The 15596-nt window shown below is 70.1% G+C and carries 15 protein-coding genes; 12 read left to right on the top strand and 3 right to left on the bottom strand.

All coding sequences use genetic code 11. The annotated features are described in order from the left end of the window. The first annotated feature begins 244 nt into the window (after nt 1–244). Both ACODT0_RS02905 and ACODT0_RS02900 read left to right on the top strand, forming a co-directional pair. Entirely contained in the window at nt 245–2428 is a 2184-nt protein-coding gene (locus ACODT0_RS02905) for a TonB-dependent receptor (RefSeq protein WP_489040520.1), read from the top strand. Between the two features lie 23 nt (nt 2429–2451). Continuing rightward, the gene (locus ACODT0_RS02900) at nt 2452–3192 is read left to right on the top strand and encodes a cobalt ABC transporter substrate-binding protein (RefSeq protein WP_489040519.1); all 741 of its coding nucleotides are present in this window, start codon (nt 2452–2454) and stop codon (nt 3190–3192) included. An 18-nt stretch (nt 3193–3210) separates the two neighbouring features. On the opposite strand, the gene prpR is transcribed toward ACODT0_RS02900, so the two are convergent. Next, on the bottom strand, nt 3211–5175 hold the full coding sequence (gene prpR / locus ACODT0_RS02895) for a propionate catabolism operon regulatory protein PrpR (protein WP_489040518.1): 1965 nt from the start codon (nt 5173–5175) through the stop codon (nt 3211–3213). A 163-nt stretch (nt 5176–5338) separates the two neighbouring features. On the opposite strand from prpR, the gene ACODT0_RS02890 reads away from it, so the two are divergent. The 7 genes from ACODT0_RS02890 to ACODT0_RS02860 all read left to right on the top strand — a co-directional run bounded on the left by ACODT0_RS02890 (nt 5339) and on the right by ACODT0_RS02860 (nt 12018). Then, nucleotides 5339–6535, top strand: a complete 1197-nt coding sequence (locus tag ACODT0_RS02890; protein WP_489040517.1) for a CaiB/BaiF CoA transferase family protein — start codon at nt 5339–5341, stop codon at nt 6533–6535. An 8-nt stretch (nt 6536–6543) separates the two neighbouring features. Further along, complete coding sequence (locus ACODT0_RS02885; RefSeq protein WP_489040516.1) at nt 6544–7488, top strand: hydroxymethylglutaryl-CoA lyase; 945 nt, start codon at nt 6544–6546, stop codon at nt 7486–7488. Beyond that, nucleotides 7485–8477, top strand: a complete 993-nt coding sequence (locus ACODT0_RS02880) for a tripartite tricarboxylate transporter substrate binding protein (protein ID WP_057592716.1) — start codon at nt 7485–7487, stop codon at nt 8475–8477. The genes ACODT0_RS02885 and ACODT0_RS02880 overlap by 4 nt, the downstream gene beginning before the upstream one ends. Nucleotides 8478–8479: 2 nt before the next feature. Continuing rightward, nucleotides 8480–9346 (top strand): isocitrate lyase/PEP mutase family protein, encoded by an 867-nt coding sequence (locus tag ACODT0_RS02875; RefSeq protein WP_489040515.1) that lies wholly within the window; start codon nt 8480–8482, stop codon nt 9344–9346. A gap of 35 nt (nt 9347–9381) precedes the next feature. Then, nucleotides 9382–10416, top strand: coding sequence for an alpha/beta hydrolase (locus ACODT0_RS02870; protein WP_489040514.1), 1035 nt, complete (start codon nt 9382–9384; stop codon nt 10414–10416). A gap of 107 nt (nt 10417–10523) precedes the next feature. Then, nucleotides 10524–11447 carry a Bug family tripartite tricarboxylate transporter substrate binding protein gene (locus ACODT0_RS02865; protein WP_489040552.1) on the top strand — a complete coding sequence of 308 codons (924 nt, stop codon included), beginning with the start codon at nt 10524–10526 and terminating at the stop codon, nt 11445–11447. A 67-nt stretch (nt 11448–11514) separates the two neighbouring features. After that, nucleotides 11515–12018 carry a hypothetical protein gene (locus tag ACODT0_RS02860; protein WP_489040513.1) on the top strand — a complete coding sequence of 168 codons (504 nt, stop codon included), beginning with the start codon at nt 11515–11517 and terminating at the stop codon, nt 12016–12018. Here the strand turns inward: ACODT0_RS02860 and ACODT0_RS02855 are convergent. Further along, complete coding sequence (locus tag ACODT0_RS02855) at nt 12002–12625, bottom strand: TetR/AcrR family transcriptional regulator (RefSeq protein ID WP_489040512.1); 624 nt, start codon at nt 12623–12625, stop codon at nt 12002–12004. The genes ACODT0_RS02860 and ACODT0_RS02855 overlap by 17 nt on opposite strands. Nucleotides 12626–12721: 96 nt before the next feature. On the opposite strand from ACODT0_RS02855, the gene ACODT0_RS02850 reads away from it, so the two are divergent. After that, nucleotides 12722–13456: a class I SAM-dependent methyltransferase gene (locus ACODT0_RS02850; protein WP_422098952.1), complete on the top strand. Its 735-nt coding sequence runs from the start codon at nt 12722–12724 to the stop codon at nt 13454–13456. Here the strand turns inward: ACODT0_RS02850 and ACODT0_RS02845 are convergent. Next, nucleotides 13363–14232, bottom strand: a complete 870-nt coding sequence (locus ACODT0_RS02845) for an AraC family transcriptional regulator (RefSeq protein ID WP_489040511.1) — start codon at nt 14230–14232, stop codon at nt 13363–13365. The genes ACODT0_RS02850 and ACODT0_RS02845 overlap by 94 nt on opposite strands. Nucleotides 14233–14332: 100 nt before the next feature. Here ACODT0_RS02845 and ACODT0_RS02840 point away from each other — a divergent pair, with 100 nt between their 5' ends. Together ACODT0_RS02840 and ACODT0_RS02835 are read left to right on the top strand one after the other, a co-directional pair. Further along, nucleotides 14333–14878, top strand: a complete 546-nt coding sequence (locus ACODT0_RS02840; RefSeq protein WP_489040510.1) for a carboxymuconolactone decarboxylase family protein — start codon at nt 14333–14335, stop codon at nt 14876–14878. A 41-nt stretch (nt 14879–14919) separates the two neighbouring features. Further along, on the top strand, nt 14920–15480 hold the full coding sequence (locus tag ACODT0_RS02835) for a peroxiredoxin family protein (protein WP_261211191.1): 561 nt from the start codon (nt 14920–14922) through the stop codon (nt 15478–15480). The last annotated feature ends 116 nt before the right edge of the window (nt 15481–15596 follow it).

Below are 15596 nucleotides of genomic sequence, written 5' to 3'. Positions count from 1 at the left end.
CTTCGCGCTCCGGCGGCGGGCCGCGGGTCGCTGTGGTCTCGAGGACACATTTGTCCACAAAGGTCAAAAGGCATAGGAAGTTTTGCAGCAACGCCAACCTATGATGAGAATCGTTTTCATTCATAACAAGCTCGCCAGAGCCCGGCCATGCTGGCCCGCCAGCGTCGTGCCGCCCCGTTTCCGACCTCGCCCCGCCCCCGCACCGGCTCGCCGGTGCCTGCTCTTTCTCGCCGATCCCCGACCGATGTCCTCCCGTTCCGCTCCCGCCTCCCGCACCGCCTCCACCGTTCCTCCCTCTTCCCTCCGCCCCCTGGCACGCCATTGCCTGGCCGCCTGCCTGGCTTTCGCCGCCGCCGGCACCGCGGCCCAGACCGCCACCGCGCCCGCGACGGGCCAGCTCGGCGAAGTCGTCGTCTCCGGTGAAGCCGAAGCCATCGGCGGCCTGCAGAAGACCTATGCCGGCGGCCAGTTCGCGCGCGGCGGCAGCCTCGGCATCCTGGGCATCACCGACCTGATGAACGTGCCCTTCAGCACCACCAACTACACGGCCGAGCTGATCCAGAACCAGCAGGCGCTGAGCGTGGCCGACGTGGTGATGAACGACGCCTCGGTGCGCCCGCTGACCTCGCGCGGCGGTTTCGGCGACGACTTCCAGATCCGCGGCTTCACCGTGCCCAACGCCGACATCGGGCTCAACGGCCTGTTCGGCCTCACGCCCACCACGCGCGTGCCACTCGAGATGATCGAGCGCGTCGAAGTGCTCAAGGGCCCGGGCGCGCTGGCCAACGGCGTCGGCCCCAGCGGCAGCGTGGGCGGCAGCATCAACGTGGTGACCAAGCGCGCGGCCGACGTGCCGCTCACGCGCCTGACCACCACCTACATGAGCAAGGGCCAGCTCGGCACGCACCTCGACGTGGGCCGCCGCTTCGGCGACGAGAACCAGTGGGGCGTGCGCGTCAACGGCGTGTTCCGCAACGGCGAGGGCAACATCGACAACGGCAAGCAGAAGCTCGGCCTCGGCTCGCTGGGCCTCGACTACCTCGGCACGCGCCTGCGCTGGTCGCTCGACGCCTTCGCGAGCAAGGGCGAGACGCGCGAATTCCGCCCGCAGACCAGCTTCGCGGCCGGCATCACGCGCATTCCCGAACCGCCGTCGGCGCGCCTGAACTTCTACCCGGGCACCGAGCTGAACGACAACGTCAAGACGGCCATCTCGCGCGTCGAGTACGACATCAGCGACAGCACGATGGTCTACGGCAGCGTGGGCTACACCGACCTCGACTACCAGCAGGTGTTCCCGAGCGGCCGGCCCAATTCGCTGGGCAACTTCAACGTCTCGAACGCCTACTACGACTTCTACAGCAAGACCACCGCGGCCGATGCCGGCGTGCGCACGAAGTTCAAGACCGGCAGCGTGGGCCACACGGTGGCGCTCGGCGTGAACCTGCTCGACCAGGAGTCGGGCTTCTTCTATGCGACCTCGCGCACCACGAATCCGTCGAGCCTGTACTTTCCCTCTCCACTGCCGCTGGTGACCACGCCGCGCACGCCCGCGGTGAAGTCGGCCGAGCTCAAGCAGTCGAGCGTGGTGCTGGCCGACACCATGTCCTTCGCCGACGGCCGCTTCCTCGCGACGCTGGGCCTGCGCGACCAGACCATCGAGCAGGAGAGCTTCTCGCAGACCTCGGGCGCATCGACCAGCCGCTACAAGGCCAGCGCGACCTCGCCGCTGGTGGGCCTGGTGTTCAAGCCCGTGCAGAACGTCTCGGTCTATGCCAACTACACGGCCGGCCTCACGCGCGGCGGCACGGCCGGCCCGGGCACCGCCAACGTCGGCGAGACCTTCGCGCCGCAGAAGTCGAAGCAGTACGAAGCCGGCGTGAAGGTCGACTGGGGCCGCCTCACGACGCAGGCCGCCGTCTACCAGATCACGCGGCCCAATGCCCTCACCGACCCGGCCACGCTGGTCTACAGCTTCGGCGGCGAGCAGCGCAACCGCGGCCTCGAGCTCACGGCCTACGGCGAGCTCCCGCAGGGCCTGCGCGTGATGGCCAGCGCGGCCTTCAACGACGCCAAGCTCACGCGCACCGCGGGCGGCACCAACCAGGGCAAGGACGCGGCCGGCGTGCCCGACCGCACCTTCAACCTGGGCCTGGACTGGGACACGCCGTGGGTGGCGGGCCTGAGCCTGAACGGCCGCGTGATCCACACGTCTTCCGTGTATGCCGACGCCGCCAACATCCTGCGCGTGCCGGGCTGGACGCGGCTGGACATCGGCGCGCGCTACGCCACGAAGATGGGCGGCAAGCCCGTGACCTTCCGCGCCAACCTCGAGAACGTGTTCGACAAGAACTACTGGGTGACCAGCACCTACGTCACCGTGGGCGCGCCGCGCACGCTGATGCTGTCGGCCACCGTCGATTTCTGAACCTGAACCAAGGAGCTTTACGCATGAACCGCATCACCGCCATCGCCACCGCCGCCTTCGCCCTGCTGGGCTTCGCGGGTGCCGCGCAGGCGCACCAGATCTGGATCGAGCAACCGGCCGGCGAGAAGACCGCCGTCGTGCGCTTCGGCGAGTTCGGCGAGAACCTGCGCGAGGTCTCGCCGGGCCTGCTCGACAAGTTCGGCAAGCCCACCGCCACCCTGGTGTCGGCCAAGGGCGAGCAGAGCGTCGACGCGCAGAAGACCGCCAGCGGCTTCGCGCTGCCCTTCGGCGCCGCGGCCGGCGAGAGCATCGTGGCCGAGGACGCGGGCTATCCGCTGTTCAACCGCAAGCAGGGCGACAAGCAGACCGTCGGCCGCTACCACCCGGCCGCGCGCCTGGTCACCGGCTTCGCGCCGCTGCAACCGAAGCTGGTGCTCGACATCGTGCCCGCGGGCAATGCCGGCGAGTTCAAGCTGTTCTTCAAGGGCCAGCCCAAGGCCAAGACCAAGGTCGCGCTGGTCACGCAATCGGGCTGGGCCAAGGAAGGCCACACCGACGAACAGGGCCTGGTGAAGTTCGACCTGCCGTGGCAGGGCACCTATGTGGCCGAGGTCAGCGTCAGCGACGCCGTGGCCGGCGAGCGGCCCGGTGCCAACGGTCCCGAGAAGTTCGACAGCGTGAGCTACGTGACGACGCTGACGTACGTGAAGGCGGACGGCATCGCGGCGCTGCCGGCGGGGCCTGCGGCTGCGCCGAACAAGTGATCGATCGCCGCCCGCGTTCTACGCGGGCGGATCGTCGGTCGCGCCCTCCATCTCCCGCACCCACCGCCACAACGTCGATCGGCTCACCCCCAGCTGCCGCGCGGTCTGCTGCCGGTTGCCGCCGTTCGCGGCCAGCAGTTCGCGCCACTGCGATTTCGCGGGCACACCGCTCACCTCGACCGGCACGGCGCTCTCGTCCGCGAACAGCTCCGGGCATTCGTGCCGCAGCTCCTCCCAGCGAATCTCCTCGATGCGCTCGAACTGCATGAGGAAGACGGCGATGCGCTCGCCCACGTTCTCGAGTTCGCGCACGTTGCCGGGCCAGCCGTAGGCCAGCAGGCGCGGCATCAGCGGTGCCAGTGCTCGCCGCGCATCGAGCGCGCCATGGCCCTGCCGCTGCAGGCAACGCTCCACCAGCACCTGGGCCAGCAGCGCGACGTCCTCGCGGCGCTCGCGCAGCGGCGGCAGCACCAGGCGCAGGGTGTTGATGCGGTAGTAGAGGTCCTGGCGAAAGCGCCGCTCGGCGATCATCTGCTGCAGCGGCTGGTGCGTGGCCGCGATCACGCGCACGTCGACGGGAATCGGCGCGGTTGCGCCCAGCCGCGTGATCTCGCGCTCCTGCAGCACGCGCAACAGGCGCGTCTGCAGGTGCAGCGGCATGTCGCCGATCTCGTCGAGGAACAGGGTGCCGGTGTGCGCGGTCTCGAACAGGCCGCGCTTGCCGCCGCGGCGCGAGCCGGTGAAGGCGCCCTCCTCGTAGCCGAACAGCTCGCTCTCGAGCAGCGCCTCGGGAAAAGCCGCGCAGTTCACCGCCACGAAGGGCCGGCCCGCGCGGGTGCTCTCGTTGTGGATCGACTGCGCGAACAGCTCCTTGCCCACGCCGCTCTCGCCCGCGATCAGCACCGTGAGGTCGTTGCGCGCGAAGCGCTGCGCGGTCTGCACGGCGCGCGCGAAAGCCGGGCTGTGGCCCACCAGGCTCGCGAAGCGGTGCCGCGCCGCGCTCTGGCGGCGGCCATGCTGCATGCGCAGGCTGGTGTCGGCTTCCTGGATCGCGCGCGCGTCGTAGAGCGTGAGCGCGGCGCCGACGATCTCGCCGTGCTCGCGGATCGGCGTCCGGTTGACCACCCAGTCGCGCTGCGCGAAGCGCTGCACCAGCGCGCGCTCCTCCAGGCCCTGGTCGAGCGTGGCCTGCAGCGACAGCTCGGGCTGCATCAGCTCGAGCGAACGGCCCAGCAGGCGCGCGGGCGCATGGCCCAGCAGCAGCTGCATCGGCGGGTTGACCGCGATGATGCGGTTGTCGCGGTCGACCGCGAGCACCGCCTCCTGCAGGTTGTGCAGCACGCCGTTGAGCTGCTCGTAGCGCCCGGCCTCGAGCCGCGCCACGCGCGCGAGCTCGATCGCGTCCTCGAAGCCCTTGCGGATGCTCGCGAGCGAATAGGCCAGCAAGCCGTGCAGCCCCGCCTGCTGCGCCAGCTCCACCACCAGGCTCGAACCCACGATCACGTCGAAGCCCTCGCGGCGCAATGACTCGAAGCGCTGGCGCGCGTCGTCGGGCGTGCGGTAGGCGTACTGGCTGACCTCGATGTTGAGCAGGTCCTTGACCTCGTCGAGCTCGGGAATGGTCTGGCCGTACATCACCACGCCCACGCGCTTGGCGATGCGCCGCGCCTTGATCAGCGCCTGCATCAGGTCGAAGCCGCCGAGCTGGATCGTCGCGACCGGCGCCTCGAGGCCGGCGCGCAGGATGCTCGCGTTCGAGCCCGCGCTGACGAAGGCATCGACCAGGCCGCGCTCGAGGCGGTCGCGCGCGATCGCGAGCGCGTCGCCGAAGGTGCCGTCGACCACCTCGATCTCGGCGCGGCCGACGTACTCGGCCACCACGGGCAGCGCGAATTCGCGGATCTGGCGGTAGCTCAGGAAGCACAGGCGCGGCAGGCCGCGGCGCGCGGGCGAGGCCGGGTCGGAGGGGAGCGGGCGTTCCATCATGCGTTGCATTGAAACATGCCAAGCGTTTCATCCATGTCGCACAAGACACAGTGAAAACCCGAGTCTCTTGAAAAATATCCTTTCACATCAACGACTTGCCTCCAGCCCCATGCGCTGGCACATGCCGTGCAGCACCAAGGTCTTTCAGGAGACACACGACTTGGCACTCGAACACATCACGGTGCTCGACCTGACGCACATGCTGTCGGGCCCCTACGGCACCATGCTGCTGGCCGACCTCGGCGCGCGCACCATCAAGGTCGAGCCGCCCGGCAGCGGCGAAGGCACCCGACGCCTGCTGGAGAACGATCCCGACTACGCACGCGGCGGCATGGGCGCCTACTACCTCACGCTGAACCGCAACAAGGAGAGCGTCTGCGTGGACCTCAAGAGCGCCGGGGGCAAGGCCGTCTTCCTCGACCTGGTGCGCCGGGCCGACGTGGTGTTCGACAACTTCAGCGTCGGCGTCACGCAGCGCCTGGGCATCGACTTCGAATCGCTGTCGCAGGTCAACCCGCGCATCGTGACCTGCTCGGTCACGGGCTTCGGCCAGACCGGCCCCGAGACGCAGCGCCCGGCCTTCGACCAGGTGGTGCAGGCGATGGGCGGCGGCATGTCGATCACCGGCACGCCCGAAAGCGGCCCCACGCGCAGCGGCATCCCGATCGGCGACCTCGGCGGCGGCATGTTCGGCGCGATGGGCGTGCTGGCGGCGCTGGCCGAGCGCGAGCGCACCGGGCGCGGGCAGCACGTCGACATCTCGATGCTCGACGCGCAGATCTCGCTGCTCAACTACATGGCGACCATGCACCTGATGTCGGGCCACGTGCCCGCGGGCATCGGCAACGGCCACTTCGTGCACGTGCCCTACAACAGCTATCCCACGGCCGACGGCCACATCATCATCGCCTGCATCGGCGACCCCTTCTTCGAGCGCTTCGTCGAGTTCATCGACCTGCCGGCGTTGCGCGACCCGGCCTACCGGCAGCAGCCGGTGCGCTTCGCGGCGAAGGCCGGGATCGACGCGCTGATCGCCGGCGAACTGCGCAAGCAGCCGACCGCGCACTGGCTCGAGCGGCTGCGCCAGGCGCGCATTCCGTGCGGGCCGGTCAACGACTTCGCGCAGGCGCTCGGCGACACGCAGGTGCTGGCGCGCGACATGGTGGTCGAGGTGCCGCTGCACACCGGCGAGACCGTGCGCATGCCGGGCAACCCGATCAAGCTCTCGGCCGCCGCGCCGAAGGCCTACGGAAGCCCGCCGTCGCTCGGCGAGCACACGCGCCGCGTGCTCGGCGACTGGGTCGGCTATACCGATGCGAAGCTGGACGCGCTGCGCCAGGCCGGCACCATCGCCTGAAGATGACGATGGAAGCCATCCACATCACCGACGTCGCGCCGCGCGACGGCCTGCAGAACCAGCCGGTGCACCTGGGCGCCAACGACAAGCTGCGCCTGGTGCAACTGCTCGCGGCCGCCGGCGTGCGCAGCGTCGAGGCCACCAGCTTCGTGTCGCCCAAGGCCGTGCCGCAGATGGCCGACGCGGCCGAGCTGCTGCCGCTGGTGCACGCGGCGCTGCCCGAGCTGCGCTGCTCGGTGCTGGTGCCCAACCTCAAGGGGCTGGAGCGCGCGCATGCGGCCGGCGCGGCCGAGATCGCGGTCGTGCTCTCGGCCACCGAGACCATGAACCAGCGCAACATCAACATGGGCCTGGAGCAGGCGACCGAGGTCAGCGAACGCACGCTGGCCGCGGCGCAAGCGCTGGGCCTGCGCACGCGCGCCTATGTGGCCGTGGCCTTCGACTGCCCGTTCGAGGGCGAGACCCCGCTGGCCGAGGTGCTGCGCCTCGCGCAACGCATGCAGGCCGCGGGCGCCGGCGAGATCGTGATCGCCGACACCATCGGCTCGGCCTCGCCGGGCATGGTGAAGGAACGCATGCGCGTGCTCGCCGAAGCCATCGCGCCCGAACGGCTCGCGATCCACCTGCACGACACGCGCGGCATGGCGGTCGCCAATGCCTGGGCCGCGCTCGAGGCCGGCATCCGCCGCTTCGACGCCAGCGTGGGCGGCATCGGCGGCTGCCCGTTCGCGCCCGGTGCCGCCGGCAACCTCGCCACCGAAGACCTGGTGCTGATGGCCGAGCGCAGCGGTTTTGCGACCGGCATCTCGCTCGACGGCCTGCTCGAGGCGATCGACTTCGCGCAGGAACGGCTGCAGCGCCCGCTCGGCGGCCGCGCGATCGCCTGGCTGCGGCGCCAGCGCGAGAAGACGAATTCATCCAACAACACATCCCCGGAGACAGCAACGACATGACGAACCCATCGACTCCCTTCACCGCGCATCCCACCCGCCGCACGGCACTCGCCGCGCTGGCCGCCATGGCCTCGGCCGGCGCCTGGGCGCAAGCACCGGCCGCCAAGTTCCCGACCAAGCCCGTCACGCTGGTCGTGCCCTACTCCGCGGGCGGCGGCACCGACATCGTGGGCCGGCTGATGGCGCAGCGCCTGTCGGACCTGTGGGGCCAATCGGTGGTGGTGGACAACCGCACCGGCGCCAACGGCGTGATCGGCTCGAACTTCGTCGCGCGCGCGCCTGCCGACGGCCACACGTTGCTGCTGGTGGTGGGTTCGCACGCGGTCAACCCGGTGCTGATGAAGAGCCTGCCCTACGACACCGACAAGGCCTTCACGCCGATCACCAACATCGCGAACTCGCCCTCGGTGCTGGTGGTGCAGGCCAACGGCCCCTACAAGACGCTGCGCGACGTGATCGAGGCCGCGCGCAAGGAGCCCCTGGGCGTGGGCTATTCCGAGGGCCAGACCCGGCTGACCGGCGAGATGATCCGCCAGGCCGGCAAGCTGCAATCGACCGGCGTGCCCTACAAGGGCGGCGCGCCGATCATGGTCGACATCATCGGCGGCCACCTGCCGATGGGCGTGACCAGCGTGCTGACCGCCCTGCCCCATGTGCGCTCGGGCGCGCTGCGCGTGGTCGGCGTGGCCGACACGCAGCGCATGGCGCTGTTCCCCGATGCGATGACCTTCAAGGAGGCCGGCCTCGACGGCGTGGAATCGCTGAGCTGGTATGGCCTGTTCGGCCCGGCCGGCCTGCCCGCGCCCATCGTGGCGCAGATCAACCAGGACCTGAAGAAGGTGGCGGCCGACCCGGCCGTGCTCAAGCAGATGGAGGACCAGGGCGCGCACATCACGCTCACGCCGCCGGCCGAGTTCCGCAGCTTCCTCGCGGCCGAGACGAAGAAGTGGACGCAGGTCGCGCAACGCGGCGGCATCCGGGCCGAGTGACGATGGCCAGCCCCCTTCTGCGCGAGAAGCTCGAGCGCCGCGAGTTCATCGTCATCCCCGGCCTGCAGGACATGATCGCCGCCACCATGGCGGCCAAGGTCGGCTTCGACATCGTCTACGGCTCGGGCTTCTGGCTCACGGCCTCGAGCCTGGGCCTGCCCGACGCGGGCATCGCCACCTACACCCAGATGCTCGACCGCATGGCGACGCTGGTGCGCGCGAGCGGCGGCGCGGCCGTCATCGCCGATGCCGACACCGGCTACGGCGGCCTGCTCAACGTGCACCACACGGTGCGCGGCTACGAGGCGGCCGGCGTCACGGCCATCCAGCTCGAGGACCAGGAGTTTCCGAAGAAGTGCGGCCACACGCCGTTCAAGCGCTGCGTGCCGGTGCAGGACATGGTCGACAAGATCCGCGTGGCCGCCGAGGCGCGCGAGGACAAGAAGAACTTCCTGATCATCGCGCGCACCGACGCGCGCGCCGAGCTCGGCGTGGACGAGGCGCTGCGCCGGCTCGAGGCCTATGCGCGCGCGGGCGCCGACATCCTGTTCTTCGAGGCGCCGCAGTCCGAGGACGAGATGCGCCGCGCCTGCGCGGCCTTCGAGCTGCCGATGATGGCCAACATGTCCGACGGCGGAAAGACGCCGATGCTGGACGCGCAGACGCTGCAGGAGATCGGCTTCTCGCTCGCCATCTATCCGTCGATGACCAGCCTCGCGGCCGCGGCCGCGATGGAACGCGCGCTGCGCCACCTGAAGACCAGCGGCGGCAGTCTGGCACCGGGCGACGACCTGTTCGACTTCAACGAGTTCTGCCGGCGCATCGGCTTCGAGGAGGTCTGGGACTTCGAGAAACGCTGGGCACGATAGCGCCCCACCGCTACGAACAACAACGGAGACAAGAGATGAGACATGCATGGAAGCTCGCGCGGCTCGGCATCGCGGCCGCGGCCCTGGCCGGCTGCTCGACGGGCACGCTGCAGGTGGCCGACGTCGGCAGCTATCACGTGGGCGGACGCGCCGTCACGCTCTCGGGCCTGCCCGAGAAGGAGCTGGTGTTCACGCCCGGCGCGCCGCCGCTGAAGTTCGACCCCAACGGCGACTTCGAGGTCGAGGGGCTCTATGCGCGCTACACGCGACTGGCGAACCCGAAGGGCCGCTATCCGCTGCTGCTGTGGCACGGCGGCGGCCTCTCGGGCGTGACCTGGGAGACCAAGCCCGACGGTCAGCCCGGCTGGGAAAACCACTTCCTGCGCGCCGGCTGGGACGTGTACGTGAGCGACGCGGTCGAGCGCGGCCGCGCCTCGTGGGCGCGCTATCCCGAGATCTTCAAGAGCGAGCCCTTCTTCCGGCCGAAGAAGGAAGGCTGGGAGCTGTTCCGCATCGGCGAGACCGGCTCGTACGACACCGATCCGGCGAAGCGCCGCGCGCTGCCGGGCACGCAGTTCCCGGTGGCCAGCTTCGACCAGTTCGCCAAGCAGTCGATTCCGCGCTGGAGCACCAACGACGCGGCCACGCAGGCGGCCTACGACGCCTATGTGCGGAAGGCCTGCCCCTGCGTGATCGTGGTCCACAGCCAGGGCGGCAACTTCGCCTTCAATTCGGCCCTGAAGTACCCCGACAAGGTCAAGGCCATCGTCGCCGTCGAGACCTCGGGCTCGCCGAACCCCGAGACCACCGACTTCGCGCGCCTCAAGGGCGTGCCCATGCTGTGGGTGTGGGGCGACAACCTCGAGCGCTATCCGTTCTGGGCGCGCATCACGGCGCAGCAGGAAAACTTCAGGCAGCGGCTGATCGCGGCCGGCGGCACGGGCGACCGACTGCTGCTGCCCGAACTCGGCTGGCGCGGCAACTCTCACATGTTGATGATGGACCGCAACTCGGATGCGATTGCCGAGCGCGTCGACCAGTGGCTCGCGAAGCAGGGCCTGAAGCGCTGAACAGAATCAAGAGCGAATCGAAGAACGAACGAAGGAGACAAGCGATGAATGCATTGAAGAACACGCGGGCGCGCCTGCTCGCGGCCGCGCTGCCGCTCGCGCTGGCCATGGGCCCCGCGGCCGCGCAGCAGGACTACCCCAACAAGCCGATCCGCCTGATCGTGCCCTTCACGCCCGGCGGCGTGACCGACACCGGCGCGCGCGTGGTCGCCGACAAGCTCGGCGCGCGCCTGGGCCAGAGCGTGGTGGTCGACAACCGGCCCGGCGCCTCGGGCAACATCGGCACGCAGATGGTGGCGACCGCGGCGCCCGACGGCTACACGCTGCTGCTGGGCTTCGACGGCACGCTGGTCATCAACCCGCACGTCTATACCAAGGTGCCGTTCGACACCCTCAAGGACTTCGTGCCGGTCAGCAAGATCGGCGACGCGGTGCTGATCATCGTCGTGCACCCCTCGGTGCCCGCGAAGACGCTGTCCGAACTGGTGGCCTATTCGAAGACCAACCCGGGCGGCGTGTCCTACGGCAGCGCGGGCACCGGCAGCACGCCGCACCTGGCCGGCGAACTGCTCAAGGCCCGTACCGGCGCGAACTTCGTGCACGTGCCCTACAAGGGCGGCGGCCAGTCGATGACCGACCTCGTCGGCGGCTCGCTGCCGATGCTCTACACCGCGGTGGCCGGCGCCTATCCCTTCGTGCAGAAGGGCCAGATCCGCCCGATCGCCGTGTCGAGCGCGCAGCGGCTGGCCTCGCTGCCCGAGGTGCCCACGGTCGCCGAATCGGGCGTGCCGGGCTTCGAGTCGAGCTCGTGGATCGGCATCCTCGCGCCCGCGAAGACGCCGCAGCCCATCGTCGAGCGGCTGCAGCGCGAGCTGCATGCGGTGGTGCAGTCGCCCGAGGTGCGAGAGCGGCTCGCGTCGCTGGGCATCTCGGCGCTGGGCAACACGCCCGCGGAGTTCGGCCAGCAGATCCGCGCCGACCTCGCGAAATACGACCAGATCGTGAAGGCGGCCAAGGTGCGGGTCGACTGACGTCGGGCGCGCGGCGCGCCACCGCACAATGCACGCGCACGCATCCTCGTGCGACCGCCGCCGCCCCATGAACCCGATCGAGATCCGCGCCCTGCCCGCGCATGCCCTGCTCGCCCGCTACGAGGGCACGGGTGCCTACACCGACTGCCACACGCTCGCCGTCGACGGCCGCGTGCCACTGGCCGCCTACGTCGAGGCCTTCTACACCTCGCCGGCCTTCAAGCCCGAGCGCTGGCTGCTCGGCATCGTGCTCGGACGGCGCGCGAACGACGGCGACGCCGCCGCGCTGGCCGCGGGCCATGTCGAGACCTTCTCGGCCTGGCGCGTCGAGGCGCACGCGGCCGACCAGATCGTGCTGGCAACCGGGCGCACGCGCAGCTGGCTCATGGTGGCGCCGCGCGCGGACGGCGCGGCACCGCGGACCACGCTGTTCTTCGGCTCGGCCGTCCTGCCGCGCGCGAAGGGCGGGCTCGGCTGGACGATCGATGCGCTGACGGGCTTCCACAAGCTCTACTCGCGCGTGCTATTGCGCGCCGCCGCGAAACGCGTCGCGGCTAGGTCAGGTACCTGATCACGAGCAAGGTCACCTCGTCGGTGAAGGCCTTCACCTTGCGGTTCGCGAGCAGCGCGGGGTTGTGCAGCACGGCCTCGTGCGCGAGCGTCTCGACCGACGAGACGCAGACGAAGGCCGCGAGATCGAGGTCGAGCGCGCGCAGCTCGGCGCGGTGAGCCTCGAGGTAGGCCCGCACCAGCGCGCGCACCTCGCGGTCGAAACCCTCCACCTCCGCCAGCCGGCCGATGCGCGGAATCTGCTCGACCAGCACGCGGTGCAGCTCGGGGTCGACGCGGTGCGCGTCGATCATCAGCGCGACCAGTTCGCGCACACCCTGCTCGAGCGGCATGCCCGCGACCCGCACCAGCGCGCGACGCAGCACTTCCATCATGTCGTTCTTGTGCCGCTCGATGACCGCGGCCACCAGTGCCTCCTTGGTCGGAAAGTACTGGTAGAGCGAGCCGATGCTGGCGCCGGCCTCGGCCGCGATGCGGTTGGTGCTCGCGCGCTCGAAGCCCTCGCGCACCAGAACGCGAGCAGTGGCCTCGATCAGCGCGTCGACGGTCGCGCGCGAACGCTCCTGCGAGGCCTTCTTTCTCGGGTGGACGACGGGTGCGCGGGCCATGGCGTTCCTCGAATGCGAGTAGACATTGTGAGCAATTGCTCGGATTATCGATCGCAACGCAGCGAAGCGGAACACCCAGGAATCCAGGAGATGGCCATGAACAAGACCCTGCGCCCGGCGCGCGACTTCACCCCCGCGGTGCCGGTGCTCGGCGCCTACGACCCCATCGTGTCGCTGTTCACGCGCGAACGGCACTGGCGCTCGGCCCTGCTGGTGCAACTCGCGCCGCGGCCTTCCGACGTGATCGCCGACGTGGGCTGCGGCACCGGCTCCTTCCTCGCGCTGCTCGGCCGTTCGGGGTCAACGCCTCGGCTGATCGGCATCGACCCCGACGAGCGCATCCTCGAGCGCGCCCGCGCCAAGCTCGCCGCCACCGGCGTGCGCTGCGAACTGCACCGCGGCTACCTGCGCGACGCGGCTGCGCTGCTGTGGCCGCTGCAACCGACCAAGATCGTGAGCAGCCTGGTGCTGCACCAGGTGCCGCTGGCGGAAAAGCGCGCGGGCCTCGCGGCCATCCACGCCGCGCTGGTGCCGGGCGGCGAGCTGCACATCGCCGACTACGGCCTGCAGCGCACCCGGGCCATGCGAACGCTGTTCAAGGTGGTGCAGTGCGTCGACGGCTTCGCCGATACCCAGCCCAATGCCGACGGCCTTGTGCCGCTGCTGATGCGGGAAGCGGGCTTCGCCGAGGTCGAGGAGACCGCGGTGATCCCGACGCTGACGGGGTCGATCTCGCTCTATCGCGGCAGGCGCCGAGCCGCCAGCCACTCGCGCGGCGACACGCCCAGCTTCTGCGCGAACACCCGCGACAGCGCCGAGGCATTGGCATAGCCGAGCGCGTCGGCAATGGTCTTCACCGAGGCACCGCCACGCAGTTGCGCCTGCGCGATGCTGAGCCGCCAGAGCGCGAGGTAGTCGGCGGGCGTAGTGCCCACCACCTCGCGGAAGCGCTGCGCGAAGGCGCTGCGCGACAAACCCGCCTCGCGCGCCATCTGCTCGAGCGGCCAGGGCTCGCCGGGCCGCTCGTGCAGGCCGACCAGCACGCGCGCGAGCCGCGGATCGCCGAGCCCCGTCAGCAGGCCCGGCGGCAGTTCGCTGTGTTCCGGATGATCGAGCAGCCAGCGCAGCAGCTGGATCAGCACCACCTCGAACAGGCGGTCGGCCAGCAGCCGGTGGCCGCACTGCACGCGCAGGGTCTCGGAGAACAGCAGCGCCAGCGACTGCTCGAGCCCCTCGACCTCGCGCAGTGGAAGGCGGATCAGCGGCGGCAGCGCGCGCGCCAGCGGATGCGTCTCGCCGCCATCGAAGTCCAGCGTCGCGCAGACGAAGTCCGAGCCTTCGACGGGCGCGTTGTGGAAGTGGTGCGTCAGCGGGCGTGGATAGAACAGCAGGCTCGGCTCCTTCACGACCAGCTTGCGCGGCGCGCCGCTGCGCGAGGCATGCGTGACCACCATTTCGCCGCGGCGCAGCACGTGCAGGAAGCCGCGCCCCGGCTCGGCCGCGAAGCTGGTGGTGCCGCACAGCGGGCCGTTGTGGAACAGGTGCGCCCGCACGCGGAAGCGCTCGAGCAGCGAGGACAGCCTGTCGATGGGAGGTGGCGCGGCCATTCGGACGAAAAGATATGTTTGATGGATAAAACGATCCGAATGATACGAGGATCACCAGCAAACTTCCTTCACCGACACAACCCCTTGAAAGGAAAGCACCATGTCCCGTATCCCCCTCGTCTCCCCCGCCGAAGCCACCGGCGACACCCAGGCCCTGCTCTCGCAGATCCACGGCGCCTTCGGTGCCACGCCCAACATGTTCCGCGCCGTCGCCAACTCGCCGGCCGCGCTGCAGAGCCTGTGGGGATCGTTCGGCGCGCTCGGCGGCGGCGTGATTCCCGCGCAGCTCGGCGAGAAGATCGCGGTGGCGATCGCCGACCGCAACGCCTGCCACTACTGCCTGGCCGCGCACACGGCGCTGGGTCGCAAGGCCGGTGCCTCGTCGGCCGAGATGACCGCCGCGCAGCACGGCGAGTCCGCCGATCCGCAGACCGCCGCCGCGCTGCGCTTCGCGCTCGCGGTGGTCGAGCAGCGCGGCCGGATCGACGCCGCCGAGGTGCAGGCGCTGCGCGACGCGGACTTCGACGACCGGCAGATCGTCGAGATCCTGGCGCACGTGGCCTTGAACCTGTTCACGAACTACGTGAATGTCGCCCTCGACGTGCCCGTCGATTTCCCGGGCGTGAAGCTGCGCGCGGCCGCCTGAGCGGCGGCGCCGGGCCCTGCCATCTCATTGGAGCCAACACCATGTCGAGAATCCATCCCCCGGCGCCCGAACTGCAGGTCGATCGCTGGCTCAACACCGAGGCCCCCGTCACGCTCGAATCGCTGCGCGGCAAGGTCGTGGTGCTGCATGCCTTCCAGATGCTGTGCCCGGCCTGCGCCACGCACGGCCTGCCGCAGGCCAGGAAGACGCGGCAGCTGTTCGCCGCGAAGGACGTCGCGGTGATCGGGCTGCACTCGGTGTTCGAACACCACGCGGTCATGACGCCCGTGGCGCTCGAGGCCTTCGTGCGCGAGTACCGTTATGTCTTCCCGATCGGCATCGACCGGCCCTCGCCCGGCAGCAGCATTCCGCAGACCATGCGCGCCTACCAGTTCCAGGGCACGCCGAGCGTGGTGCTGATCGACAGGCAGGGACGGCTGCGGCTGAGCCACTTCGGCTTGCTCGACGACATGTCGCTGGGCGCGGCCATCGGGCAGCTCGCGGCCGAGGAGTTCGCCGCGCCGCTGGTCGCGGATGCGGTGCGTGCAGAGGAGTCGGCCCCCGGCGATGGCTGCGGCGACGCCGGCTGCGCGGCTCGCTGACCTTGCGCCGAAAGGCTTCAGGCCCCGACTCGCGCACACTCTTGCATTACCCCCATTGGCCGATGGTCAGGCCCGTGCCGCGCCGCCACAATGACCGAGGCGCACGCCACGCCCGC

The organism is Variovorax sp. FG153 (assembly GCF_057809595.1).
Note: the sequence above shows the minus strand (reverse complement) of the source record. Positions and strands in the feature narration are given on the sequence as shown.

What these genes read in the sequence shown, in the direction of transcription:
- ACODT0_RS02855 (WP_489040512.1), bottom strand. Translation starts at nt 12,625, where the DNA reads ATGGCCCGCGCACCCGTCGTCCACCCGAGAAAGAAGGCCTCGCAGGAG.
- ACODT0_RS02885 (WP_489040516.1), top strand. Translation starts at nt 6,544, where the DNA reads ATGGAAGCCATCCACATCACCGACGTCGCGCCGCGCGACGGCCTGCAG.
- ACODT0_RS02845 (WP_489040511.1), bottom strand. Translation starts at nt 14,232, where the DNA reads ATGGCCGCGCCACCTCCCATCGACAGGCTGTCCTCGCTGCTCGAGCGC.
- ACODT0_RS02865 (WP_489040552.1), top strand. Translation starts at nt 10,524, where the DNA reads ATGGGCCCCGCGGCCGCGCAGCAGGACTACCCCAACAAGCCGATCCGC.
- ACODT0_RS02835 (WP_261211191.1), top strand. Translation starts at nt 14,920, where the DNA reads ATGTCGAGAATCCATCCCCCGGCGCCCGAACTGCAGGTCGATCGCTGG.
- prpR (WP_489040518.1), bottom strand. Translation starts at nt 5,175, where the DNA reads ATGGAACGCCCGCTCCCCTCCGACCCGGCCTCGCCCGCGCGCCGCGGC.
- ACODT0_RS02900 (WP_489040519.1), top strand. Translation starts at nt 2,452, where the DNA reads ATGAACCGCATCACCGCCATCGCCACCGCCGCCTTCGCCCTGCTGGGC.
- ACODT0_RS02850 (WP_422098952.1), top strand. Translation starts at nt 12,722, where the DNA reads ATGAACAAGACCCTGCGCCCGGCGCGCGACTTCACCCCCGCGGTGCCG.
- ACODT0_RS02870 (WP_489040514.1), top strand. Translation starts at nt 9,382, where the DNA reads ATGAGACATGCATGGAAGCTCGCGCGGCTCGGCATCGCGGCCGCGGCC.
- ACODT0_RS02880 (WP_057592716.1), top strand. Translation starts at nt 7,485, where the DNA reads ATGACGAACCCATCGACTCCCTTCACCGCGCATCCCACCCGCCGCACG.
- ACODT0_RS02840 (WP_489040510.1), top strand. Translation starts at nt 14,333, where the DNA reads ATGTCCCGTATCCCCCTCGTCTCCCCCGCCGAAGCCACCGGCGACACC.
- ACODT0_RS02860 (WP_489040513.1), top strand. Translation starts at nt 11,515, where the DNA reads ATGAACCCGATCGAGATCCGCGCCCTGCCCGCGCATGCCCTGCTCGCC.
- ACODT0_RS02905 (WP_489040520.1), top strand. Translation starts at nt 245, where the DNA reads ATGTCCTCCCGTTCCGCTCCCGCCTCCCGCACCGCCTCCACCGTTCCT.
- ACODT0_RS02875 (WP_489040515.1), top strand. Translation starts at nt 8,480, where the DNA reads ATGGCCAGCCCCCTTCTGCGCGAGAAGCTCGAGCGCCGCGAGTTCATC.